The sequence below is a fragment of the Methylomonas subterranea genome, from assembly GCF_024505185.1.
Taxonomy (GTDB): domain Bacteria; phylum Pseudomonadota; class Gammaproteobacteria; order Methylococcales; family Methylomonadaceae; genus Methylomonas; species Methylomonas subterranea.
In genome coordinates, this window is record NZ_JANIBJ010000006.1 from 117,388 (window position 1) to 139,567 (window position 22,180).

General features: G+C 53.4%; 21 protein-coding genes. 10 read left to right on the top strand and 11 right to left on the bottom strand.

What is annotated here, in order from left to right; all coding sequences use genetic code 11:
• The first annotated feature begins 4 nt into the window (after window positions 1–4).
• Window positions 5–1,441 carry a TolC family protein gene (locus NP590_RS04895; protein ID WP_256601131.1) on the top strand — a complete coding sequence of 479 codons (1,437 nt, stop codon included), beginning with the start codon at window positions 5–7 and terminating at the stop codon, window positions 1,439–1,441.
• Between the two features lie 64 nt (window positions 1,442–1,505).
• Complete coding sequence (locus NP590_RS04900) at window positions 1,506–3,185, top strand: BatD family protein (protein ID WP_256601132.1); 1,680 nt, start codon at window positions 1,506–1,508, stop codon at window positions 3,183–3,185.
• Between the two features lie 31 nt (window positions 3,186–3,216).
• Here NP590_RS04900 and fae read toward each other — a convergent pair whose 3' ends face one another.
• The 5 genes from fae to apaG all read right to left on the bottom strand — a co-directional run bounded on the left by fae (window position 3,217) and on the right by apaG (window position 6,564).
• Window positions 3,217–3,768 (bottom strand): formaldehyde-activating enzyme, encoded by a 552-nt coding sequence (fae, locus tag NP590_RS04905; protein ID WP_256601133.1) that lies wholly within the window; start codon window positions 3,766–3,768, stop codon window positions 3,217–3,219.
• Between the two features lie 171 nt (window positions 3,769–3,939).
• A complete protein-coding gene (locus NP590_RS04910) occupies window positions 3,940–4,635 on the bottom strand; it encodes an OmpA family protein (protein ID WP_256601134.1) in 696 nt (231 codons plus the stop codon).
• A gap of 36 nt (window positions 4,636–4,671) precedes the next feature.
• Entirely contained in the window at window positions 4,672–5,073 is a 402-nt protein-coding gene (locus NP590_RS04915) for an exosortase system-associated protein, TIGR04073 family (RefSeq protein WP_256601135.1), read from the bottom strand.
• Between the two features lie 283 nt (window positions 5,074–5,356).
• Window positions 5,357–6,187 (bottom strand): symmetrical bis(5'-nucleosyl)-tetraphosphatase, encoded by an 831-nt coding sequence (locus tag NP590_RS04920; protein WP_256601136.1) that lies wholly within the window; start codon window positions 6,185–6,187, stop codon window positions 5,357–5,359.
• On the bottom strand, window positions 6,187–6,564 hold the full coding sequence (gene apaG, locus NP590_RS04925; RefSeq protein ID WP_256601137.1) for a Co2+/Mg2+ efflux facilitator ApaG/CorD: 378 nt from the start codon (window positions 6,562–6,564) through the stop codon (window positions 6,187–6,189). The genes NP590_RS04920 and apaG overlap by 1 nt, the downstream gene beginning before the upstream one ends.
• Window positions 6,565–6,661: 97 nt before the next feature.
• Between apaG and NP590_RS04930 the strand changes: the two genes are divergently transcribed.
• Together NP590_RS04930 and mpl are read left to right on the top strand one after the other, a co-directional pair.
• Entirely contained in the window at window positions 6,662–7,174 is a 513-nt protein-coding gene (locus tag NP590_RS04930; protein WP_256601138.1) for an ankyrin repeat domain-containing protein, read from the top strand.
• Window positions 7,171–8,541 carry a UDP-N-acetylmuramate:L-alanyl-gamma-D-glutamyl-meso-diaminopimelate ligase gene (gene mpl, locus NP590_RS04935; protein ID WP_256601139.1) on the top strand — a complete coding sequence of 457 codons (1,371 nt, stop codon included), beginning with the start codon at window positions 7,171–7,173 and terminating at the stop codon, window positions 8,539–8,541. The genes NP590_RS04930 and mpl overlap by 4 nt, the downstream gene beginning before the upstream one ends.
• Before the next feature lie 381 nt (window positions 8,542–8,922).
• Here the strand turns inward: mpl and NP590_RS04940 are convergent, their stop codons facing one another.
• Window positions 8,923–9,180 (bottom strand): EexN family lipoprotein, encoded by a 258-nt coding sequence (locus NP590_RS04940; protein ID WP_256601140.1) that lies wholly within the window; start codon window positions 9,178–9,180, stop codon window positions 8,923–8,925.
• Between the two features lie 230 nt (window positions 9,181–9,410).
• Here NP590_RS04940 and NP590_RS04945 point away from each other — a divergent pair, with 230 nt between their 5' ends.
• Window positions 9,411–10,058, top strand: coding sequence for a DUF2959 domain-containing protein (locus tag NP590_RS04945; protein ID WP_256601141.1), 648 nt, complete (start codon window positions 9,411–9,413; stop codon window positions 10,056–10,058).
• A gap of 66 nt (window positions 10,059–10,124) precedes the next feature.
• Here the strand turns inward: NP590_RS04945 and NP590_RS04950 are convergent, their stop codons facing one another.
• Complete coding sequence (locus NP590_RS04950) at window positions 10,125–10,769, bottom strand: response regulator transcription factor (protein ID WP_256601142.1); 645 nt, start codon at window positions 10,767–10,769, stop codon at window positions 10,125–10,127.
• 218 nt (window positions 10,770–10,987) lie between these two features.
• Here NP590_RS04950 and NP590_RS04955 point away from each other — a divergent pair, with 218 nt between their 5' ends.
• Window positions 10,988–11,137, top strand: coding sequence for a hypothetical protein (locus NP590_RS04955; protein WP_256601143.1), 150 nt, complete (start codon window positions 10,988–10,990; stop codon window positions 11,135–11,137).
• Window positions 11,138–11,144: 7 nt separating this feature from the next.
• On the opposite strand, the gene lspA is transcribed toward NP590_RS04955, so the two are convergent.
• Both lspA and ileS read right to left on the bottom strand, forming a co-directional pair.
• On the bottom strand, window positions 11,145–11,624 hold the full coding sequence (gene lspA / locus NP590_RS04960; protein ID WP_256601145.1) for a signal peptidase II: 480 nt from the start codon (window positions 11,622–11,624) through the stop codon (window positions 11,145–11,147).
• Window positions 11,617–14,448, bottom strand: coding sequence for an isoleucine--tRNA ligase (gene ileS, locus NP590_RS04965; RefSeq protein ID WP_256601146.1), 2,832 nt, complete (start codon window positions 14,446–14,448; stop codon window positions 11,617–11,619). The genes lspA and ileS overlap by 8 nt, the downstream gene beginning before the upstream one ends.
• A 258-nt stretch (window positions 14,449–14,706) precedes the next feature.
• Between ileS and NP590_RS04970 the strand changes: the two genes are divergently transcribed.
• From NP590_RS04970 to NP590_RS04980, 3 genes are all read left to right on the top strand, one after another.
• Window positions 14,707–15,294: a DUF4124 domain-containing protein gene (locus NP590_RS04970; protein WP_256601147.1), complete on the top strand. Its 588-nt coding sequence runs from the start codon at window positions 14,707–14,709 to the stop codon at window positions 15,292–15,294.
• Window positions 15,291–16,127 carry an SDR family oxidoreductase gene (locus NP590_RS04975; protein WP_256601148.1) on the top strand — a complete coding sequence of 279 codons (837 nt, stop codon included), beginning with the start codon at window positions 15,291–15,293 and terminating at the stop codon, window positions 16,125–16,127. Before NP590_RS04970 ends, NP590_RS04975 begins: the two co-directional genes overlap by 4 nt.
• Before the next feature lie 157 nt (window positions 16,128–16,284).
• Complete coding sequence (locus tag NP590_RS04980) at window positions 16,285–16,671, top strand: hypothetical protein (protein ID WP_256601149.1); 387 nt, start codon at window positions 16,285–16,287, stop codon at window positions 16,669–16,671.
• A 48-nt stretch (window positions 16,672–16,719) separates the two neighbouring features.
• Here the strand turns inward: NP590_RS04980 and NP590_RS04985 are convergent, their stop codons facing one another.
• Together NP590_RS04985 and NP590_RS04990 are read right to left on the bottom strand one after the other, a co-directional pair.
• Complete coding sequence (locus NP590_RS04985) at window positions 16,720–17,544, bottom strand: nucleoside phosphorylase-I family protein (protein ID WP_256601150.1); 825 nt, start codon at window positions 17,542–17,544, stop codon at window positions 16,720–16,722.
• A gap of 51 nt (window positions 17,545–17,595) precedes the next feature.
• Window positions 17,596–20,232 (bottom strand): UPF0182 family protein, encoded by a 2,637-nt coding sequence (locus NP590_RS04990; RefSeq protein ID WP_256601151.1) that lies wholly within the window; start codon window positions 20,230–20,232, stop codon window positions 17,596–17,598.
• 228 nt (window positions 20,233–20,460) lie between these two features.
• Here NP590_RS04990 and NP590_RS04995 point away from each other — a divergent pair, with 228 nt between their 5' ends.
• Complete coding sequence (locus NP590_RS04995; protein ID WP_256601152.1) at window positions 20,461–22,128, top strand: multicopper oxidase family protein; 1,668 nt, start codon at window positions 20,461–20,463, stop codon at window positions 22,126–22,128.
• Window positions 22,129–22,180 lie beyond the last annotated feature (52 nt).

The window sequence follows — 22,180 nt, forward strand, 5'->3', positions numbered from 1 at the left end:
ATTCATGAAGCATAGCTATTTATCATCCTTGGTTGTTTCCCTGCTGGTGTTTTCCATCCAGGGTTGCGGCCTGAATACGGACCTGTTCATTCGCGAGCAGGCCATCCCGGCGGCTTTTCCCGCCTCGCAGGATAAGCCGGAGGCCGCAAAGGTGGCCGATATCAACTGGAGGGAATATTTTGCCGACCCCGATTTGCTGGCGTTGATCGATACGGCAGTCGGTAATAATCCCGATATGCAGATTGCCTTGCAACGCATAGAAACCGCCCGCTCCAGCGTGAAACTGGCCAACGGCGCCATGTTGCCGAAAGTCGAGATGCTGGTCGGCGGCAGCATGCGCAAGTTCGGCTTGTATACCATGGATGGGGCCGGTAACGATTCGACCCAAATTACCCCCGGCAATACCGTGCCTGAGCATTTGCCCGATCTGTTCATCGGCCTGCAGTCTTCCTGGGAAATCGATGTCTGGGGCAAATTGGAAAATCAGCGCAAGGCCGCCGCCGCCGAATATTTGGCCAGTATCGAAGGCACCCATTTCGTGATATCCAATCTGGTTTCGGATGTGGCGATTCACTATAACGACTTGCTGGCGCTGGACAGTGAACTGGAGTTTGTCCGCCAGACCATAGGCAAGCAGCGGGAAGCTCTGGAAGTCATCAAGCTGCAAAAGGAAGCCGGCAGGGCGAATGAATTGGCGGTGCAGCAATTTCTGGCGGAATTGTTGAACATGCAGGTGATGGAGGCCAATGTGCTGCAGCAAATCACCGAAACCGAAAACAGGATCAATTATTTGTTGGGGCGTTTTCCGCAAGCCATAGCGCGCTCCAAAACCGGGTTTTTCAGGGAAATGCCGCACGGGATGTCGGTGGGCGTGCCTTCGCAATTACTGGAAAACCGTCCCGATATTCGGGCGGCCGAATTTCAGATCGAAGCCAGCAAATTCGATCTGCAAGCCGCCAAAGCCGCTTTTTATCCGAATTTCAATATTACCGCCACCTTGGGTTTTCAGGCCTTCGATCCGCAGTTTTTATTTACCTCGCCGGCATCGATTGCCTATTCGGTGATGGGGACATTAATCGCGCCGCTGATCAATATGAAAGCCCTGGAAGCACGCTTCAATACCGCGCAAGCCAATCAATTGACGGCCATGTACAATTATCAAAAAACCATTTTGAACGCGTATGTGGAAGTCGCCAACCAATTGGCCAATATCAAAAACCTACAACAAATCAATAGCCTGAAAAAGCAGCAAAGCGAGGTTTTGAAGGATTCCGTCGATGTGTCCAAGGAGTTATACCGCTCCGCCAAGGCCAGTTATCTGGAAGTCCTGATCGCGCAACAGAGTGCCTTGCAATCGAATATCGATTTAATCAACGTCACCAAGCAACAGCGGATAGCCAGAATCAATTTGTACAAGGCACTGGGCGGTGGATGGACATAAGATACCGCCGCGTTGTTGGCCCCCATAAGCGAAATATCGATCCGTGCGGGAAGAGATACTGAAGATGCACAATTTGAAAATACGGTTTTGGCTGGTGTTCGGCTGGCTTTGGATTTCATCGGCATGGGCGGCCGAAATCGAGGTGGAGATCGACCGCAATCCGGTGCGTCTGCACGAATCCTTGCAGATTACCTTTAGCGCTGCGGAAACTCCGGACGGCAGTCCGGACTTTTCCCCATTGGGGGCCGATTTCGAGATATTGAATCAACAGCGCAGCAGCAATGTGTCGTGGGTAAACGGCAAAATCAGCCGTAGCGAGCAATGGGTCGTCACTGTGATGCCCAAGCAGGCCGGCGAGATAGCGATACCGGCTATCGCTTTCGGCAGCGACCTCAGCAAGCCGGCCAAAGTCACGGTAAGCGATGAGCCGCAAACAGACACCGACAACGGCAACGATGAAATATTTTTACGGGTTGAAGTCTCTCCCGAGACGCCGTACGTGCAATCTCAGGTGCTTTACACCTTGAAACTGTATCGACGGGTGCAGATAACCCAAGCCAGTCTGAACGAGCCGGAAATCAAGGATGCCCTGGTGGAAAAACTCGGCGAGGACAGCGTTTACAGCACGCGGATCAATGGCATGGATTATTGGGTAACGGAACGCAAATATGCAATTTTCCCTCAGCAAAGCGGCTTGTTTACCGTCGCGCCGTTGACGCTGACCGCCGAGGTCCTAGGCAGCCAAAGCAGCCAACGTCCGCGTTTCAACGGTTTCTTCAACCGTCAGATTACCGAGACCCGACGGGTTGTTTCCAATGCCGTTACCTTGAACGTATTGCCGGTACCGGCGAACTTTACCGACCCGGCCTGGTTAAGCGCGCAGTCTTTGGAGCTCAAGGAAAGCTGGTCGGCCGCCAACTTACAAACCAAGGTCGGCGAACCTTTGACCCGTACCATTACGCTGACCGCGAAAGGCGCCACTGTGGGCCAATTGCCAGAATTAGCCGGAACCGCAACGCCGGCGGGTATTAAATCCTATCCGGATCAGCCCACGCTGAAAGAAGAAAAACCAAGCGATGGCGTGACGGCGGTGCGCGAGGAAAAGATTGCCTACATTGCCAGTCAGCCCGGCGAATTTATTTTGCCGGCTCTCAATATCAGCTGGTTTAATACCCAAACTCAGACGATTGAAGTAGCGAGTCTGCCGGAAGTCAAATTAACCGCTCTGGCCGCCGGCGGCGCTCAAGCCATTAATCCAGGCGCGCGGCCGCAACAGTCGGAGCCGGCGGCGGAAGCCGAGTCGAGCTCGCTTGACTCTCCGCCGGTGTGGCGGGCGCTTTCGGCAATCCTGGCCTTGGGTTGGTTGACGCATGTGTTATGGCTTTATCGCCGATCCGGATGTAGGGCTACCCCGGTTTCGCGTCAACCTGGCAAACAAGCCATGCCGGACCATGCACAAAGCTTAAAAGCCGCCTGTGGGAACAACGATCCGCAAGCGGCCAAACAGGCTTTACTAGCGTGGGGAAAGCTCGATTTCGGCGCGGATAATTTGAGCATGTTGGCGCGGTATTGCCCGGAACCCTTAAGCGCGGAAATATTGTCATTGAACCGGTATCTGTATACGGGCAACCAAATCGGTTGGGATGGGCGGCCGCTGTTGGAGGCGTTTATCAAAGCCGATAAGAAAGCAACTGCTTCCAGTTCCGCGGCCGATGACGTTTTACCGCCACTTTACAGGTTGTAAATTCCGGGCCACGAAGCTTATCGACTAGCACTTACCATTGGGATTCGCCGGTTTCGGGGTCGTACATTTCATGCGATATTTTATAACGGTTGGCAATTAATTCCTCGATGCTGGGGGAATTGCTCATGGCCCGCTGAATGGCCAGTTTCATGGCTTCATAGTTGGTCCGATAGAGATCTTTTCTATCCGGATTCGGGTTGGCGGCGCAGGAGGGATCTATCCACAGCATGGCGATAATGCATAATTCGTTGGCCTGCAGGCGGGGAATCACGCCGTCCGCGACGCAGTCGATCACGGCGTCGGCCACGGCCGATTGTACGGGGCCGCCGAGTAGATTGACGTAAGCCGATGATTTGATCGTTACCTTGGGAACCATGATGGTGGCCGGCTTCACTTGCTGATTGCAGGCGCGGATGGCGAACATGCGGGTATGGCCGGCGGTCTGCCCCATCAGATTTGCAAACGCATGTCCCGCGGGGCCCTTGACGTCTCCGATCAGAATTTCCGGCATGGCATCGGTGCCCTGCCCTTCGCTGGAAAATACGGTGGCTTCGCCGGTTCTGAACCAATATGAATCTGACATGGAATTATCCTTGGGTTAAGTGAATGGAGTGGGCATTCTATGCCTGTCACACTTGCCCGGCAACAGTCTGCCGGATACCCGTCGGAGAGGAGTTTGTTGGTTTAGGCGCGGAGGGGTAAACAAGCACTCCGCAAGCATCGTTGCGCTTGCGGAGTGCGGAGGAACGCGGTGTTATTTCAGATTGGGGCAGTCAATGTATTCAGGATGAGAGGTGATGACGATGGCGACCCGATGTTCTTGATTCGGTGTGTTATCGGGGCCGGAGGCCTCGCCGATCGCTTTGACTTCCAATTGATTGGGTCTTGCTCCCTTGCCGATCAAACGGTCGACCACTGCCTTGGCGCGTCTTTCGGATAAAGACTGATTGGCGGCCGGTTTGCCCACGGTGTCGGTTGACGCTGTAACGGTTGCGGAAGCATCGGGATGATGGTGCAGCCAATGGCCGATGTGGTCGATGGCGGTATCCTTCACTTTAAAGGGCACCGCACTGCCTGATTTGAAGTAGGCCACGGTTTCATGCAGCGCTTCTTCCGTGTGGTGGTTTTGCGCGTGTACTTCGGTCAGCCAAAGGCACATTTCCTTTTCGGATTGTAGTCTGTGTTCCGCGGCGGATTTTGCCGCATCCAAACCTTTTTGTTTCTCGTTGATGTTCCAGTAATAGCCTTTCTCGATATGACTCAACACAGTGTTGGCATCTTCCAGGTATTCTTCCGACATTTCCTCGTGCAGCATGGCTTGTCCATAGTGGCCCACTCTGGCCGTATCGATTTCGGCCTTCAGATCGGAAGAATCCATTCTTGGTGTTGAGCAGGCTGTCAGGGCGAGAGCCGCGGCTGCAAGCGGAAGGTATAAATATTGTTTTTTCATGATGTTATCCTCGTGATTCAATTAGTCGCAATTCGTTTACTCGCCATCATCCAGCGGACCGTAAGTAGTCCAATAACCCGGATAATGCAGACCGAAATAACGGCTGTCCTCACTGAAACGCTCCCAGACATAGGCGGGCGCGGCAAACTCACTGGTTGGAATCGGCGACGTCACCAATTCGGCCGTGCCGACCAGGGTGCGGCCGACGGTATGCCCGACGCCACGTAATAGCCCCCAAGTCATGCCGACAAAAATATTTTGCTCGCTGGAAATGTTGACCACGTTTTTAGGGATTTCGACGAAACCGAAGGCGATGTTTGCAAAGCCTTGGCTGATTTTGTTGGAAAACCCCTTTATGTAACTTTCCGCGTGAGCAGAGGGTGCCGTCATTAATGCGCCGGATAAAACGCAGGCGGCCAAGATTTTATTTTTATTCATGAGTAGCTCCTTGTTTTACAGATTTATACCGTCTGAAACAGCACAGGCCGGCATGAAAAAAACTTGCGTTGTTTGCACCATTCAACCCGAAGCATAGACCTTAACCGCGAGGTTGAAAAGGTTGTTGTTAAACAATGCGCCCCAAGGTAGGGATTTGTCAAATTTGATTTACGTAATGTTGCGATATTATTGACGCTTGGAACCGTACCCGCATTTGACCGGGTCGTCGATATTTTGCGGGTCGTTTTTGCAAGCGGTGTAACAAAATAAATTATCCGGCCGGTCAGGCTGCCGTGGGATTTTGCGCGCAACGGCAGTCGATGCTGATTCGTTGCGGATTAACGTCGTCCAGTTTTAATGCCGTCAGCTGACCGCCCCACAAACAACCCGTGTCTATCGAATACACGTTGTATCCTTGGAAAAAGCCCAGTGTGGACCAGTGACCGAAGATAATCCGCATGTCCAGGCTTTTGCGTCCCGGCACGGCGTACCAGGGTAGCAAATCCGCTCCCTGGCTGCCCGGCGGGCCTTTTTGATGAAAATCCAGTTCACCGGCCGCAGTGCAATAGCGCAAACGGGTAAAGCAATTCACCGCGAAACGCAGTTTTTCGGTTTTGGGGAAGTCGTCGCGCCAAACAGCCGGTTTGTTGCCGTACATGGAACGGAAAAAACGTTGGTAATCGTCGCCGCCCATGGCTTGCTCGACTTCCGCCGCCATCGCCCTGGTTTGTTGAAAATCCCATTGCGGCGGCAGACCCGCATGCAGCATGCAAAATTGTTCGTTAAAATAAAACAGGCGCTGTCGGCGCAGCCAGTCGATCAGTTCTTCGCAATCGGCGGCGCGCAGGATGGGGCCCAGGGTGTCTTTTTTGCCGATTTTGCTTAACGACACCACCGTTGCAATCAAGTGCAGGTCATGGTTGCCCAGGACGCTGACGGCGGCATCGCCCAGGCCTTTGATAAAACGCAAGGTTTCCAGCGAATGGGGGCCGCGGTTGACCAAGTCGCCCGCCAGCCATAATTGGTCGCGGCCCGGGTCGAATTTTACAGTGTCCAGCAGGCGGCGCAGTTCGTCGTAGCAACCCTGAATGTCGCCAATTGCATAAATCGCCATCAGTGCAGGGTTCTGGGGATCGACAAGGTAAATTTTGGAATAGCCGCGTTGAAATTTTCGCCGGTATCGGACAGCATTTTATATTTACCCTGCATGACTCCCACCGGGGTTTCGATCATGGCCGCGCTGGTGTATCGGAACGAATCTCCGGGGTTCAGGTGCGGATTTTCGCCCACAACGCCGTCACCGTTCACTTCCTGCACCTTGCCGTTGGCATCGGTTATCAACCAATGTCGGGTCAGCAGGCGCGCGGGTACCGCGCCGACGTTGGTGATGGTGACGGTATAGGCAAACACAAAACGGTTCTGTTCGGGCGCCGACTGGCTCTCGATGTACTGTGGCTTGGCCTCAACTAATACTTTGTTTTTTTCGCTCATTGATAGATCATGTCGTTCCGTATATTTCGTATTTCAACCTAACTGATTTACAAACGCAAGCCGCCTCATGAAGATAAGCCGCCTCCAGTTTGCTTTAATGCTGACTCTAGTACCCATGCTATCGGTGGCGGAAGACGGCAAGGACTTGTTCGCGGCCGCCGCCGGCGGAAAACTGGAACGGGTGCAAACCTTGTTGGCACAAGGCATAGACGTCAACAGTAAAATCGAACAGGACAGAACGGCCTTGATGGCCGCCAGTTTCAACGGCAATTTGCGCGTTATCAGGCTGCTGCTGGGCTATGGCGCCGATGTCAATCTGGCCGATAAGTCCGGTGCGACCGCGCTGTCCGATGCAGTACTGTTCGGTAACGCCGATGCCGTCAAGTTGCTGATAGCGGCCGGCGCCAATGTGAATGCCGTCGACAATCAAAAAGTCGCCGTTCTGGACAAAGCCAAAAAAATCGGTAGGGCCGACATCGTGAAATTACTGGAAGATGCCGGCGCCAAGGTAGCCGAAGCCCCGACGGAAATTGTGCCCGGGGCCGATGGCGAAGCCGCGCCGGATAAGCAGCCCGCCCAGGAAGATAAACCCGCAGAATCCAAACCATGACAGCACAACAACCTTTACACATTCACATTCTCGGCATCTGCGGTACCTTTATGGGCGGCCTGGCGCTGATTGCCCGCGAACTGGGCTATACCGTCAGCGGCTCCGATCAAAATGTCTATCCGCCGATGAGCACTCAGTTGGAAGAGCAGGGCATACGCCTGATGAACGGTTACAAAGCCGAAAATCTGGATTGCGGGCCCGATCTGGTGGTGATAGGCAACGCCATGTCGCGCGGTAATCCGGAAGTGGAAGCCGTGCTGAATCGGAATCTGCCTTATATTTCCGGTCCGCAGTGGTTGGCCGAGCATGTCTTGCAAAAGCGTTGGGTGCTGGCTGTTGCCGGCACGCACGGCAAAACCACGACCACCAGCATGCTGAGCTGGATATTGGAGTTCAACGGGTTCAAACCCGGTTTTTTGATCGGCGGGATACCCTTGAATTTCGGCGTTTCCGCCCGGCTTGGCGAGTCGGATTTTTTTGTGATCGAAGCCGACGAATACGATTGTGCTTTTTTCGATAAGCGCTCCAAGTTCGTACACTATCGTCCGCGCACGGCGGTATTGAATAATCTGGAATACGACCATGCCGATATCTTCGAAAATCTGGACGCTATAAAAAAGCAATTCCACCATCTGGTTCGCACGATACCCGGCGAAGGTCTGATCATTGCGCCATCTTGCGAACAAAATATTGCGGAAGTGCTGGAAATGGGCTGCTGGACGCCCGTGGTGAAAACCACCGTTGACTCGGGGGGCGACTGGCAAGCCGAATTGATTAATGCGGACGGCAGTTGTTTTAATGTCCGTTTCGGCGGAGAAGATCATGGCGAGGTGACGTGGAATCTGACCGGTCAACACAACGTCTACAACGCGCTCGCCGCCATGGCTGCCGCCCGCCATATCGGTATCGTGCCCAAGGATGCCATCGAGGCGCTGCGGCGGTTTCGAAACGTCAAGCGCCGCATGGAGATCATTGTCAAACATAAGGGGCTGACTATATATGACGATTTTGCCCATCACCCGACGGCGATAGAAACCACGCTGGACGGCTTGCGCAAGCAAGTGGGAAAACAAAAAATTCTCGCCATCGTCGAGCCTCGTTCAAACACCATGCGCCTGGGGGTGCATACTCGGGCGCTGGCCGAGTCTTTGGCGCTTGCCGATAGTGCGATTGTTTACCAGCCGGAAAATTTGGGTTGGGATTTGAGTCAATTGCCGCGATACGCCGATAATATTCAGATTTGCGGCGATTTGGAAGAAATCATCCAAACCATCCAGGCGCAAGCGGATGGTATCTGTCACATAGTATTGATGAGTAACGGCAGTTTCGGCGGCATTTATCAGCGCCTGAAAACCGAGCTAGGCTAAATTGACGGAATATTTTCAGCTCGAAATTAAACGATATTGGTCTAAAATTTTGCGTTTAATTTTTGCGAGGCAAAAAAAAGCGGTCAACGGACCGCTTAAAGAAGAAGGGTAAAGCAACTCAGTTGCGCATAACAATACTTGAGTTGGGTAGATTATAGACAATATAAAAAAATCCGAAATGTGACCAATTGTCACGTGCGACAATATGTCGCATTTTGGTTACCGGATTAGTCATCGAATCTAAAAGCTTATCGGTATCGCTGCTCGGTAGTCCCGGGTTATCAAATACTGGATTTAATAACTTTTGCTAGCGACAAAACAGTGCTGACGCGCGCTGTTTGTCATTCGACTCGCGCGCCTGCCGTAAGCACGCCTATCCGCTTAGTTGCCACCTTTAAAGCTGATTTGCAATGCATGCAGGGCATTCTCGCAATCCTCCGATGCCTGGATGGCGGGATTGTCAAAACATTGTTGATTTTTGGCGCGCGCCTCTTTGACATTGGCGACATACCAAGCTATCGATTTGGCCGGCTCGGCTTGTTCGGCTTGGCTGTTTTCTTCCGCGCTGATGACTTTAAACGCACTTAAGGTTAATGCCAGCGACGCGACAATCAAGATGGTGATGTTGTTTTTTTTCATGGATTATCTCCCTATAAAAATGGCGGGGGTATGCTCGAAAACACCGGTCTTGCGAGCGGGTTAGAGTCTAATCAATACCTGGTTCCAAGAAAATGTGGCGGATTGCCGCGCGACAAATTGTCACGAGTTTATTTACTAGAATATTGGCCGTCCGAGTTCTTGGAAAAATCGATGTTCATAGTGGTTGAACGAATTATTTATAATGGCGCGCAGGTTCATTGGAGATAAATATGAAGTTTTTATTGCGCTGGATTTTTCTGTGGTTGGCAATGGGTATAAGCGCCTGCTCCAGCATTTATTACAGCGGTCTGGAAAAAATCGGTATCCCAAAGAGAGAGGTGATGGTGCATCGGGTGGAAAAAGCCCGCGATACCCAACAGGAAACCAAGCGGCAATTTAAATCCGCTTTGGAACAATTTACCGCGGTTGCCCAATTCAAGGGAGGCGACCTGGAAACCGTTTACGGCAAACTGAACGCCGAATACGAGGCTAGCGTCAAGAAAGCCGATGAAGTCAATAAGCGTATCGGCGATATCGAAGACGTTTCCGAGGCCTTGTTTAGCGAATGGGAAACTGAGCTGACGCAATACAGCAACGCCGAGCTCAGGAAAAACAGCCAACAGAAATTGCTCGCGACGCGCCAGCAATACAAACAACTGCTTAGCGCCATGCGTCAGGCGGAAGCCAAGATCAAGCCGGTTTTAAGCGTGTTTCGCGATCAAGTGCTGTTCTTGAAGCATAATTTGAATGCCCAGGCCATCGCTTCATTAAAAGGCCAGTTGGCTGGCGTACAGACCGATGTGTCCGCGCTGGTGGCGGCCATGGAAAAATCCATTAACGAAGCCGATCTCTTTATCCGGACTATGGCAAAACCATAGCGGTTTAAGCGGGCCGGTAGCGAGTACCGGCTCGCCGCATGATAGGGTTGTTTCCATTTCGGCCCGTTACCGGCGCAGCATGCCCAAATTGACGGCGATATGCGCGAGTTCCGTTGTGGTGTCGACCTGGAGTTTTTTCTTGATTTGGGTGGCGTAATTGGCCACTGTTTTATGGCCCAGGCAGAGCTGATCGGCAACTTTCTGCGCGGTCAAGCCTTCCGCCAATAACCTGAAGACATCGAATTCGCGCGGCGAAAACTCGGCCAGTACGGCTTGGTGGTCGTTGGCATCCGAATTTGCGTGCGGGTTTTTTAACAAGCCGCATTCTACATATACTTCGCCGCGCATGATGGCATCGATCGCTTCGCTTAGCATTTCGGTGGCGCTGTTTTTGGTGATATAGCCTTTGGCTCCGGCATTTAATGCCCTGCCGACGTAAACCTGTTCGTGGTGCACGCTGAACACCAGTATCAGGGCTGCGCTATCGCGCTGGATTATCCTGCGTATGGTTTCCAGGCCGCCCATGCCGGGCATCGATAAATCCATTACCACCACATCCGGCCGACAATCCTGATAAAGCTGGATGGCTTGCTCGCCGCGCGCAGCTTCGCCTATCACTTCGATTTTATCGCCGCTGGCCAGCAACATACGGAAACCGGCCCGCACCACGGCATGATCATCCACCAAGATGGCGGTTATTTTACGGTTCATATCACTGAGATCCTGGCGGTAATATCAAAAATTTACTGTAGCAGCATGGTCATGCCGAAAATTGGTAATGGCGCTTCCGGAGGAGTTTTGCATAAATAATGGGCACGCATCGATAACTGGCCATGCCGGTGTTGCGAGGCATTTTAACGCGGCCTGGACAAGCCGGGTTTGCCGGGTAATCTAAATTTGGTGTTTTTTAAAATCGAGAGGAGAAAACCATGGGGCCATATTACCGCGCCACTTCGCAGACGACCGGCGCATTTTTCGACAGTTTTTACCAGCATCCGATTTTGATGTTATTAGTGGTGGCCGGCGCGGTGGCGGTGGGTTTGTTTATCCGGCGGAAAAAGACCCCACCCGCCGCGTGAGCAGGTGTTATTCCAGCGCATCAACTGCCTTACGACCTATGCCGAAACTTTCCAGCAGCATCAGACCTACCCCTATGCATATCGCCGAGTCGGCAATGTTGAACGCGGGCCAGTGCCAGTTCTGGTAATACACATCCAGGAAATCGATCACGTAGCCGTAAGCCACCCGGTCGATCAGATTGCCGATGGCGCCGCCCAACACCAGTGACAGCGCGGCCGCCATCAGGGTTTCGTGTTTTTGCAGGCGTAACAGCCAGACGGTGATGGCGCCGCTCATCACCACCGCCAAACCGGCGAACAGCCAGCGCTGCCAGCCGCCGGCCTGGGCCAGGAAACTGAAGGCGGCGCCGGTATTGCGGGCATGGGTCAGATTGAAATAAGGGGTCAGCGGAATCGACTCATAGAGCTGCAGGGTGGCGTCGATTGCCAATTTGCTGGACTGATCCAGCACCAACACCAGCAGCGACAGCCACAGCCACTTAAGCATAATGACGGGTCTCGCCGTTGCCGACCACGTTTTCCACGCAGCGGCCGCACAACTCCGGATGTTCGGCATGTTCGCCGACGTCGTAACGTTGATGCCAGCAGCGTACGCACTTTTTGTGTTCGGATACCGTCACCTTTAATTTCACGCCGTCCAATTCGGTGGCAACGGCATCGTCCGGGCAGAATTGCATATCGGCCACGCCTGCGTTGGAGGTGATGAACACGAAATGCAGCTCGCTGGCCAGCTTGTTCAGTTCGCTGGCATAGCTTTCATTGCAATACAGTTCCACTTCGGCATTCAGGGAAGCGCCGATGGCGCCATCCTTACGTAGCGTTTCCAACTGTTTGCTGACCACGGTGCGCGCGGCCATGACTTTTTCCCAGGTATCGCCATTGATGTCGGCATCGGCATCCAGCGGGAAAAGGCCGCCGTACCAGGTTTCCAGAAACACCGATTCGCCGCGTTGGCCGGGAATAGCCTGCCAGATTTCATCGGCGGTATAGCTGACGATGGGCGCCAGCCAGCGCACCAGCGCTTCGATGACGTGATACATGGCGGTTTGCGCTGAACGCCGGGCCAGGCAGTCTTCCTTGGCGGTGTATTGGCGGTCCTTGATAATGTCCAGATAAAAGCCGCCCAGATCGATGCTGCAGAAGTTCAGCACTTTTTGATAAATCAGCTGGAATTGATAGGTGTTGTAAGCGGCCTTGATCTCCTCTTGCAACTGCCAGGCTTTATCGACCGCCCAGCGATCCAGTGCCAGCAGGTCGTCGTTGCCGACCAGATGCAGCGCCGGGTCGAAGCCGTCCAGATTCGACAACAGGAAGCGGGCTGTGTTGCGCAGGCGGCGGTAGGCGTCGGAAGTGCGTTTCAGTATTTCGTCGGACACCGACATTTCGCCGCGATAGTCGGTACCGGCCACCCACAAACGCAACACGTCGGCACCCAGCGATTTCATCACGGTTTGCGGCAGCACCACGTTGCCCTTGGATTTGGACATTTTCTTGCCCTCGGCATCGACCGTGAAACCGTGAGTCAAGACTTCCTTATAGGGCGCCACGTCGTTCATGGCCACCGAGGCCAATAACGAGGACTGGAACCAGCCGCGATGCTGGTCCGAACCTTCCAGATACAGATCGGCCGGGAAGCGCAGTTGTTCGCGGCGTTCCAGCACGGCGGCATGGGTGACGCCCGAGTCGAACCAGACGTCCAGGGTATCGTTCATCTTGTCGTAGTGTTCGGCATCGGCGCCTATCAGCTCGGCGGCGTCCAGTTCGAACCAGGCATCTATGCCTTGTTGTTCGATGCGTTTCGCGACCTGTTCGATCAGTTCGGCGCTACGCGGATGCAGTTCGCCGGTTTCCTTGTGCACGAAAAAGGCGATTGGCACGCCCCAGGTACGTTGACGGGAGATACACCAATCCGGGCGGTTGCCGATCATGGCTTCGATGCGGGCCTGTCCCCAATCCGGGATCCAGTCCACCCGTTTGACTTCGTTCAAGGCGGTTTCGCGCAGGCCGTTTTTCTCCATGGCAATAAACCATTGCGGGGTGGCGCGAAAGATGATCGGAGTTTTGTGGCGCCAGCAATGCGGATAGCTATGCAGCAAGGCGTGATGATGAACCAGTTTGCCGCGCTCGCGCAGCACGTCCAGCACTTTGTCGTTGGCGCTGAACACATGCTGACCGGCAAACAGTTCGGTGCCGGGCAGAAATACGCCATTGCCGCCGACAGGATTATCCACCGGCAAGTTGTATTTCATGCCGACCACATAATCTTCCTGGCCATGGCCGGGAGCCGTATGCACCGCGCCGGTGCCGGCATCGGTGGTAACGTGGTCGCCGAGAATGATAGGCACTTGGCGGTCATAGAAGGGGTGTTGCAGCAGCAAGCCTTCCAATGCGCTACCGTTGCAATAACCGACGATATGGTGTTCGCCAATGCCGTAACGCAGTACGGCGTCTTTCAACAGCGCCTCGGCCAATACCAGCCGTTCGGTGCTGCCGTCGATTTCGCATTGCACCACGGCGTATTCCAGCTCGGGGTTCAGGGCCACGGCCTGATTGGCCGGCAGAGTCCAAGGGGTGGTGGTCCAGATCACTACCGATAGCGGTCCCTTGCCCTCGCGGTCCCCGGCATGATGACACTTTTCCATAAAGCCATGTTCGTCCACCACCGAGAAGCGCACGTCGATGGCCGGCGAGTGTTTGTCTTCATATTCCACTTCCGCTTCCGCCAGCGCGGAGCCGCAATCGGTACACCAATGCACGGGTTTGGCGCCTTTGTTGAGGTGGCCCTTGGCGGCGATTTTGCCCAACGCGCGGACGATGTCGGCTTCAAAGGCAAAATCCATGGTTAAATAGGGCTTGTTCCAATCGGCCAGAACGCCCAGGCGGATGAATTCCTCTTTTTGGATCTCCACCTGTTTTTGGGCGTAAGCTCGGCATTCCTTGCGGAATTCGGCAGGGCTGACTTTGGCGCCGGCCTTGCCGACTTTCTTTTCCACCATCAATTCGATAGGCAGGCCATGGCAATCCCAGCCAGGCACGTAAGGCGCGTCGAAACCGGCCAGGGTTTTGGATTTGACGATGATGTCCTTTAATACCTTGTTGACGGCATGGCCGATATGGATGGCGCCATTGGCATAGGGAGGGCCGTCGTGCAATACGAATTTGGGCCGGCCGGCGCAGTGCTGGCGGATTTTTTGATACAGCTGGTTTTCGTTCCAGGTTTTCAACATTTCGGGTTCCCGTTGGGCCAGATTGGCCTTCATGGCGAACTCGGTTTTGGGAAGGTTGAGTGTCGTTTTATAATCCGTGGTCATGATGGTATGGTCAGCGTTGCAGGCATTCGTATGATTAGAGCAATGCCGGCGAATTTTAAATCAACGCTATCCATGATAGTTTTGTCGAACCGCCGTGTGACTCTATGTTTACAAAAACCCGGATTCTATCATCAACTGCCATAGGCTATGAAACTTAAAGCTTTTTCAGTCCAGCGCCGGCGCGCGGCTAAAAATTTATTTACAGCGGCAAAAAGCTGGGCAATAGTTATCCCATTGCATTGGAGGCATGCGTTTATCATGAAAAATCTACTCTTACTCTTTACCCTGTTTCTGCCGTTTGATGGTTGGGCCGGCGTTTACAAATGTACCGATGCCGATGGACGCACGGATTACCAGTCTTCGCCTTGTACCGAAAATCATAAAGCCGTGCAGATCAATACCCGGACGGGCAGCAAAGTGGATCTGAATGAGTTGGAAAACCGGCAGGCGCAGACGAACGAACAGCAAAAACAGCTTGAGATGCAAAAACAGGCGGAAGAGCAAGCCCGTTTGGATGCCATAGCGGCGCGTAAGCAGGCGGCCAAGGCCGAAAGTGAACTGACTCTGGCTTTGATTAAAAGTAATCCCATGCAGTTTTCCGCTTTCGCCATCCCGCCCTACGATCCGGATAATCTGCCGGCGGGGGTGCGCCCGTTTGAAGCGCGCTTGCCGGACATCGAGAAATTCCGCCGTCTGGCGGCGCAAAAAGCCCTGGCTACCGGTCAATGTCAGCGTGTGGAAGCCGACGAACTCAATGCCAAAAGTACTCATGAACAATTGGTTTTTCTAGTGAATTGCAGTTCCGGCGCCGCTTATTATTTCAATGAAGCCGAGTTGAAGGAATGAGCGTAAACCCGCAAACTGTGTTCATAACCGGATGTTCTTCCGGCATCGGTCATGCCACCGCCGTCTGCTTGAGAAATCGAGGTCACAGAGTGATTTGTTCGGCCCGAAAGGCGGATGACGTTGCCATTTTGCTCGGCCAGGGTTTCGAGTGTCTGCAATTGGATTTGGCCGATTCCGACAGCATACGGCAAGCCGTGCAAAAACTGATCGAGCTGACCGGCGGCCGGATCGATGCCTTGTTTAACAATGGCGCGTTCGGCCAGCCCGGCGCGGTTGAAGACCTCAGCCGCGCGGCATTGAGGAATCAATTCGAGACCAACTTCTTCGGCACCCATGAGCTGACCAATTTATTGATTCCGCTGATGCGCGAGCAAGGTCACGGTCGCATCATTTATAACAGTTCGGTATTGGGCTTTGTGGCGATGAAATTCCGCGGCGCTTATAACAGCAGCAAATTTGCCCTGGAGGGCTTGGCCGATACCCTGCGGCTGGAACTGCGCGGTTCCGGCATTCATATCGTCTTAATCGAGCCGGGCCCGATAGAGAGTCGTTTTCGGCAAAATGCCTTTGCCATGTATAAACAATTTATCGACCCCGAACGGAGCGCGCACCGACAAACCTATCAAGCCATGGAAGCGCGCTTGCAAAAACCCGGGCCGGCCGCGCCGTTTACTTTACCGGCCACGGCCGTGGCGGAAAAAGTCGTTCACGCCCTGGAAGCCAGGCGGCCGAAATCCCGCTATGCGGTGACGCTGCCTACTCATTTGTTTGCCTGGCTCAAGCGTTTATTGCCCACCGCATGGCTGGATAAAATATTGCTTAGCGTTGAATAAATGATTGCGGCCGGCTACCGGAAAAATCGTCGTCTGCCCGTAACAATCCTGCTATCAAACCGCACGAACTATGTTATTATCGCCGCCGGCATATGGTTCATTGAATGTGTTTGGTGGCTGTATGTTTCTTATAAAAACAACTGTGAGGTTCCAATACATGAAAATTTTAAAAAGTGCCGCTATCGCCTTTTCTTTGACCGCTGCCATGGGTTCTTTCTCAACTGTAGCAGTTGCTGAGTCCGATCCAGGTCGGATTACCCATGCGCCCGCCGAAGTAATCAAAGAAGTCGATGGTCGCATTGATGCCGCGCTTGCCGCAATCAACAACGGTGCGGAAGGCGACGAAGTTGCAGCGTTGAGCAAAAAAGCGCGTGACTTTACCAAGGAATTGAATGCCAACGATAAAGTTGCAAGAGAGACCGCTAAAGTCAGGGATCATCTGAAAAAAGCGGAAAGCTCAGCCAAAGCAGCCAATCTGGAAGAAGCCAAAGGCCATTTCCAAAAAGCCAAGGAAGTCAATCTGGCTCTGAAAGGTTTGCTGTAAGTTTTTTGGCGGGGCGCTTATCGGCGCCCCGCTTTATTTTCCCCGTCGTCACAAGAAAAACGCTGCTTCGTCCAGCTGTTTTTCCAGCCAAAGCAAATACTCCCCGCCGCTTCTGAATTGACCGCTTGGTCCGATCGGTGGTGCCTCGCCTTTCAAAACCCGCCAGCGCTGCAACAAGGCCTTTAATTTCAAACGGCCGGACACGGTAAAGTGAAATTCCCGCAGCATAACTTGGTAGAGTTCCGGCTCATGCGGCCGTAATTGCGGATTTTGCGCCAGCAACAGTTCCAAAATTTCTTCAAAGGCCGCCAGTTGCGCGCTTATCCAATGTTCCACTGTTGATTCACTAATGGCTGTTACCGGCGATTGGTGGTTGTCGGAGATTATTTTTACTACGTGAATCAGTTCGCTTGAGCTGAATTTGAGCGCCATTTCATAAAAAGCGCTGGCTTCCATGTCGAATAGCGCATCGGTCGAATAATGGGTGTTGGGTTTGGCTTGGGTCGAAATCGTCCGCGTGGGCTGGGAAATGGTAAACGGGAATTGCGGATAGAAGCCGCGGCCGCTTTCGCAAGCTACGATCTTATGCCCCAAAACCAAGCTTCCCAGCGGGAGGTTATGATGGCCGGCAATACCCAGATTCAGCATTACCGGCAGCGGCGGGTGGGCGAATAAGGCCATGGTATATCCGACCGCGCCGGCCATTGCCGTCTGGCCGATACCGGTGACGACAACGACACGGGAAGAGTCTGCGTGGATGGCGAAGGGATGACTGGCGGCGGTAAGTTTTTTCAGCTTCCAGGCGCCGATCAAGGGCTTGGCTTCGCAGGCCAAGGCGCAAAAGATAAAAACGCTCGGCGTCGAATCGGCCATGTTTTAGGGTCTATACCGGGCAAACTTGCCTTCCGTTGCAGCCGCGGAGGGCTAATTGCCCGTGTCCACGCTGATTCCGGAAGCCGGGCTTGCCGCATCCTTGATGAACAGAGCCTTCAGGTGGTTGAAAGCCGCCGCCAAGGTTTTATCCATAACCACCTGATTCCCGATGGATACGATCACCCGGGCCAACTCCGGCATCTTGGTTTTGGTGGCCAGCATGTATATGGGTTGCACATATAAAATGGAATTACCCATGGGCAGGATGACCATGCGGCCTTTTTTGACTTCCGAGCCGAGTTGGTTCCACAAGGTAAATTGGGCCGCAATATCCGGGTTTTGGTCGATCAAGGCATTGACCTGCGACGGCCCGTTGACCTGTACTTCCTTGGGGAATTTGTAAATGGTAATGCCGGGTTTGTAACTGAGCGGATTGCATTGCTTGTGGTCCATGGTGCCGGCAAGGCCAACCATGCTCAGATTATTGCTGTTGAACGGCGTCATCGGATTGATCATGACAAACTCTTCCAAGCCGTTGCAGCGCTCGAAATTCATCGTGATGAAATACGGCAACACCGGTTCGCCGCCGACCATGGCGAATTGCCAAGTTTCCGCTTGCTCATAAAAGGCCTCGGGGGTGTTCTGGTGATATTTGGCAAAAATTTTCATCTGCATGTGATACAGATCGCGCGGATAGCGCAGGTGAGCCTTCAGATTTTCCGGCATATCGCTCAAGCGTTTGAAAACGCCCGGGTAGGCCCGGCTGTAAGCCGTAATGATGGGGTCCGGGTCGCAAATGTAATATTCCACCTTGCCGGTGTAGGCATCGACCACGACTTTGACCGAATTACGGATGTAATTGAATTTTTGCGCGCCATCCAGGAAATCGTCGGCGGCGGGTTTGGCGACCGGATACATATTGGACAGGGTGTAGGCATCCTGTATCCAGTAAAAACGGTCTTTATCGACCACCAGATAGGGATCCTTGTCCAAATGCAGGAACGGCGTCAATGTGGCTATCCGGTCGACGATGTTGCGTCGTATCAGCAGTTTGCTGTTGGTCGAGATGTTGGGCGAGAAAAATATTTTTTCGTCCTTGAAGTAAAACGCGAACAGCAGCTTTCTGAAATAAGAGGGAATGGGCACGCCGGATTTTCCAATATATCCCCTGGCCATTTCCGCATCCGACCCGCTGATGTTTTCGGACACCAATTTGTTCGGCACCACCGCGTATTTATACTGTTCCATGCCGTAATAAATGTCCGGAAACTTGACCGAAAACCCAACGTTAGAGCTTAGATTCAGGTCGCGCATGTACCAGACGATCGGAATGTCGGCGTCTTGCGCGGCCGGCGACACCACGGCACCATAACCGTGGGTATAGCGTAAGTGGGTGTTTTCCCAATTTTGCGCTTCCTGGCTCAAGTTGCCGACATTGGTTTCGCGGGCCGCCAGATTGACCTGTTGGTAGTGGCCGCGGATAAAATAGCGGTCTTCGTCGACAGTCGGAAAGGTGTAATAAGGCCGTATGCTTTGCAGTTGCTTGTAACTGTCGATCAAATATTCCCTGTCCCAGACCGGAATGTTTTCGAAATTTTTTTGCGTGGCCCATTGTTCTATGTCCTTAGTGGCGTCGACATTGATGGGCAGGTCTATGGTGTCGATATTGTTGAGGTCGTAGGCCGCCATGGTCGCGTCAATGTTGTACTGCATGAACTGACCTTCGGTGCGGGTGGGATTGGGCTTGACGATGAATTTTTCGATAATTTCCGGCAGAAAGGTCGAGTTTTTCAGGCCAACCAGGGCCAAGAAACTCAACACCGCAATCACGATAGGGGTTTTGCTGCGATGCTGTTCGGCAAAGACATAAAATACGGCCAAGCCGGCAATGCTCAAAAATGCCAGCGCGGACATCCAGATCAGCGGCAGTTTATAGCGCAAATCGACAAAGCCGGGGCCGAAAAACACCGGTTCGCGCCCGTTGGAATAAAGTAGCGTAAAGCGGTCCAGCACAAAGCCCCAGGCGACGAAGAACACTACAAACAGGAATAATACCGTCAGGTGAATTTTGGCCCCGACGGGGAACTCCCGGCCCTGGTTGGGAATGAAGACATGCTCCGACCAATACAATACTCCGGTGGCGCCCAGCGCAATCACCGCCGTCGCCAGTAATTCCTTCTGAATCAATATGTACATCGGATAGGAAAACAGATAAAAGCTGATGTCGTTATCGTAAACCGGGTCCTTGATGCCGGAAGCGCTGCCGAAGAAAAACAGCAGGGCGTCTTCCCATTGCAGATAGAAGGGGATGGCGACGGCGACGGCCATCAGAAACGACACAGGGGTGTAGACCTTGGCGGAGCCGTAGATAAACACGTCGGCGAAGCGTTGAAAGCGGCGTCTTTTTTTGTCGTCCAGCAACACTTCGTCGGGCGGGTTCAAGCCTAGATAGCGGGAGGCAATCCAGAAATGGAATTGAAATACGCAAAAGAAGAACAGCGTGATCGCGCCGGAGAAAATAAAACGGTATAACAACCGCAGCCAGAAGTAGGCTTCAAATTCCAGCGATCTGAACCACCACAAGTCCACGAAAAAATCCAGGAACACGAAGTAAAATGCGGCATACAGGACAAGGGCGCCTATGATCGTAGCGCCCGCCAACGCAGGCAACAGTTTCCGGTTACGCATATTTTCCTCTTAAATTTTAGAATCTTAGCCGACGGAGATTGTTCTGCCGGTCTCGCGTCTCGGCATTAATTTCCCGCCATTCTATCACCCAAAGCCGGATAATGATTGTCTGTCATTGGCGGCGGGCAGCGCTGCAACTTCCCTTCGCCGTTGTGGGACCGCGGGAAAAAGAGTATGTTCAAGGCAAACCAAGAAGCTTATTTCAATAAGACTACGCGAGGGGGACGCATGACACTGATCAACAGACGGCATTTTATCCAACATTCGGCCTTAACCGCAGCAGCTGCCTGTTTTCCGGGCCTGCTGTTGGCGAATCAAGGCGGCAAAACACTTCCTACGCCGGGGTTCAAGGCCGATGTGGAAATTGAATTTACCGCGCATGCGGCGCGGGTTTCTGTTTTGGCCAACGGTCCGGCCACGCTGGTGCAAAGGTATTCGGCCAAATTGATCAAGGGGCCGGTACAAACCGTGGTGCAATTGCCCGGAAATTATCTGGGGCCGATCTTAAACTTCCGGCAAGGGCAGAAAGTCAGGGTGTTTTTCAAGAACGAACTGAACGAATCCTCCATCATTCACTGGCACGGCCTGCATGTACCACAACATAGCGACGGGCATCCGATGTATTCGATCGAACCCGGCGCGCGCTTCGTCTACGAATTTGAAGTATTGAACCGCGCTGGCACCAGTTTGTATCATTCGCATTCGCATAATTTGACGGCGGAACAGGTTTACCGAGGTCTGGCGGGCTTGATTACGGTGACTGATAGCGACGAGCAGAGATTGGATTTGCCCGCCGGCGAGTTCGACTTGCCGTTGGTAATTCAGGATCGCAGCTTCGATAGCAAGAACCAGCTGCAATATGTGCACATGATGCATCAACGCATGGAAGGTTTTTTGGGCGACATTATTCTGGTGAACGGCAAGCCGGATGCCGAGTTTCGGGTTAAATCCCGCGCCTACCGTTTCCGGGCCGTCAACGGTTCCAACTCGCGGATTTACAAATTGGGCTGGGACGACGGGACACCCTTGACCGCCATCGGCACCGATGCCTGCCTGCTGGCGAAGCCGGAAACGCGGCCGTACATCATGTTGGCTCCCGGAGAGCGGGTGGATTTGTGGCTGGATTTCAGCGGCCGCGAAGTCGGCAGTCGTTTGGTCATGTACAGCTTGCCGTTTTCCGGCACACAACCGGGCATGGGCGGCAAAGGCATGCGGCATAACAGGTTGCCGCAAGGCGGCAAGTTTGCCGTGGCCACTTTCAGCGTCACCGAAAAGGTCGGAGACTCGCCCGCATTGCCCGAATCCTTGGTGCCGTTTCAACGCCTGAGTCAGGCCGATACGGACAACCCGGGTAAGCCTTTGCCTATCGGCCTCTCCATGCAAGCCATGCGGCCGCTGTTGAATGGTAAGAGTTTTGCGATGGACAAGGTGGCGGATTTCGAGCGGGTTGCGCTAGGATCCGTCAAAAACATCCGAATTTTTCATGATCACGAGATGCCGGGCGGCAAGGGCGCGCGGCACGAGGCCAATGCCGAAAACCACGAAAACCCGATGCGCGGCATGCGCATGAAGAAACCCATGGATCATGATAACGGTGGAAGCGGCGGCCACAAAATGGGCATGGGCGGCGGCATGATGGACATGGCCCACCCCATTCATTTGCACGGGCAACAATTCCAAATCCTCCGCCGCGTAACCGACAAGGTTCGCGATAGCTATGCTTCTGTCCGGGAAGGCTTCATCGATAGCGGCTGGAAAGATACGGTATTGGTAATGCCGGGCGAGGAAGTGGAAATCATCAAGCCGTTCCAAGATTATAAAGGCTTGTTTTTATACCATTGCCATAATCTGGAACATGAGGATTTGGGCATGATGAGGCAATATTTGATCGAATAGCCCGACGGTTTTTACCAGAGGCCTAAAGGAAAAAACCGCGCCGACCCGGGTC

What these genes read in the sequence shown, in the direction of transcription:
- NP590_RS04955 (WP_256601143.1), top strand. Translation starts at nt 10,988, where the DNA reads ATGGGGCCATATTACCGCGCCACTTCGCAGACGACCGGCGCATTTTTC.
- NP590_RS04920 (WP_256601136.1), bottom strand. Translation starts at nt 6,187, where the DNA reads ATGGCGATTTATGCAATTGGCGACATTCAGGGTTGCTACGACGAACTG.
- NP590_RS04930 (WP_256601138.1), top strand. Translation starts at nt 6,662, where the DNA reads ATGCTGACTCTAGTACCCATGCTATCGGTGGCGGAAGACGGCAAGGAC.
- NP590_RS04910 (WP_256601134.1), bottom strand. Translation starts at nt 4,635, where the DNA reads ATGAAAAAACAATATTTATACCTTCCGCTTGCAGCCGCGGCTCTCGCC.
- NP590_RS04970 (WP_256601147.1), top strand. Translation starts at nt 14,707, where the DNA reads ATGAAAAATCTACTCTTACTCTTTACCCTGTTTCTGCCGTTTGATGGT.
- NP590_RS04985 (WP_256601150.1), bottom strand. Translation starts at nt 17,544, where the DNA reads ATGGCCGATTCGACGCCGAGCGTTTTTATCTTTTGCGCCTTGGCCTGC.
- fae (WP_256601133.1), bottom strand. Translation starts at nt 3,768, where the DNA reads ATGTCAGATTCATATTGGTTCAGAACCGGCGAAGCCACCGTATTTTCC.
- ileS (WP_256601146.1), bottom strand. Translation starts at nt 14,448, where the DNA reads ATGACCACGGATTATAAAACGACACTCAACCTTCCCAAAACCGAGTTC.
- NP590_RS04950 (WP_256601142.1), bottom strand. Translation starts at nt 10,769, where the DNA reads ATGAACCGTAAAATAACCGCCATCTTGGTGGATGATCATGCCGTGGTG.
- NP590_RS04990 (WP_256601151.1), bottom strand. Translation starts at nt 20,232, where the DNA reads ATGCGTAACCGGAAACTGTTGCCTGCGTTGGCGGGCGCTACGATCATA.
- NP590_RS04945 (WP_256601141.1), top strand. Translation starts at nt 9,411, where the DNA reads ATGAAGTTTTTATTGCGCTGGATTTTTCTGTGGTTGGCAATGGGTATA.
- NP590_RS04975 (WP_256601148.1), top strand. Translation starts at nt 15,291, where the DNA reads ATGAGCGTAAACCCGCAAACTGTGTTCATAACCGGATGTTCTTCCGGC.
- apaG (WP_256601137.1), bottom strand. Translation starts at nt 6,564, where the DNA reads ATGAGCGAAAAAAACAAAGTATTAGTTGAGGCCAAGCCACAGTACATC.
- mpl (WP_256601139.1), top strand. Translation starts at nt 7,171, where the DNA reads ATGACAGCACAACAACCTTTACACATTCACATTCTCGGCATCTGCGGT.
- NP590_RS04995 (WP_256601152.1), top strand. Translation starts at nt 20,461, where the DNA reads ATGACACTGATCAACAGACGGCATTTTATCCAACATTCGGCCTTAACC.
- lspA (WP_256601145.1), bottom strand. Translation starts at nt 11,624, where the DNA reads ATGCTTAAGTGGCTGTGGCTGTCGCTGCTGGTGTTGGTGCTGGATCAG.
- NP590_RS04940 (WP_256601140.1), bottom strand. Translation starts at nt 9,180, where the DNA reads ATGAAAAAAAACAACATCACCATCTTGATTGTCGCGTCGCTGGCATTA.
- NP590_RS04900 (WP_256601132.1), top strand. Translation starts at nt 1,506, where the DNA reads ATGCACAATTTGAAAATACGGTTTTGGCTGGTGTTCGGCTGGCTTTGG.
- NP590_RS04895 (WP_256601131.1), top strand. Translation starts at nt 5, where the DNA reads ATGAAGCATAGCTATTTATCATCCTTGGTTGTTTCCCTGCTGGTGTTT.
- NP590_RS04915 (WP_256601135.1), bottom strand. Translation starts at nt 5,073, where the DNA reads ATGAATAAAAATAAAATCTTGGCCGCCTGCGTTTTATCCGGCGCATTA.
- NP590_RS04980 (WP_256601149.1), top strand. Translation starts at nt 16,285, where the DNA reads ATGAAAATTTTAAAAAGTGCCGCTATCGCCTTTTCTTTGACCGCTGCC.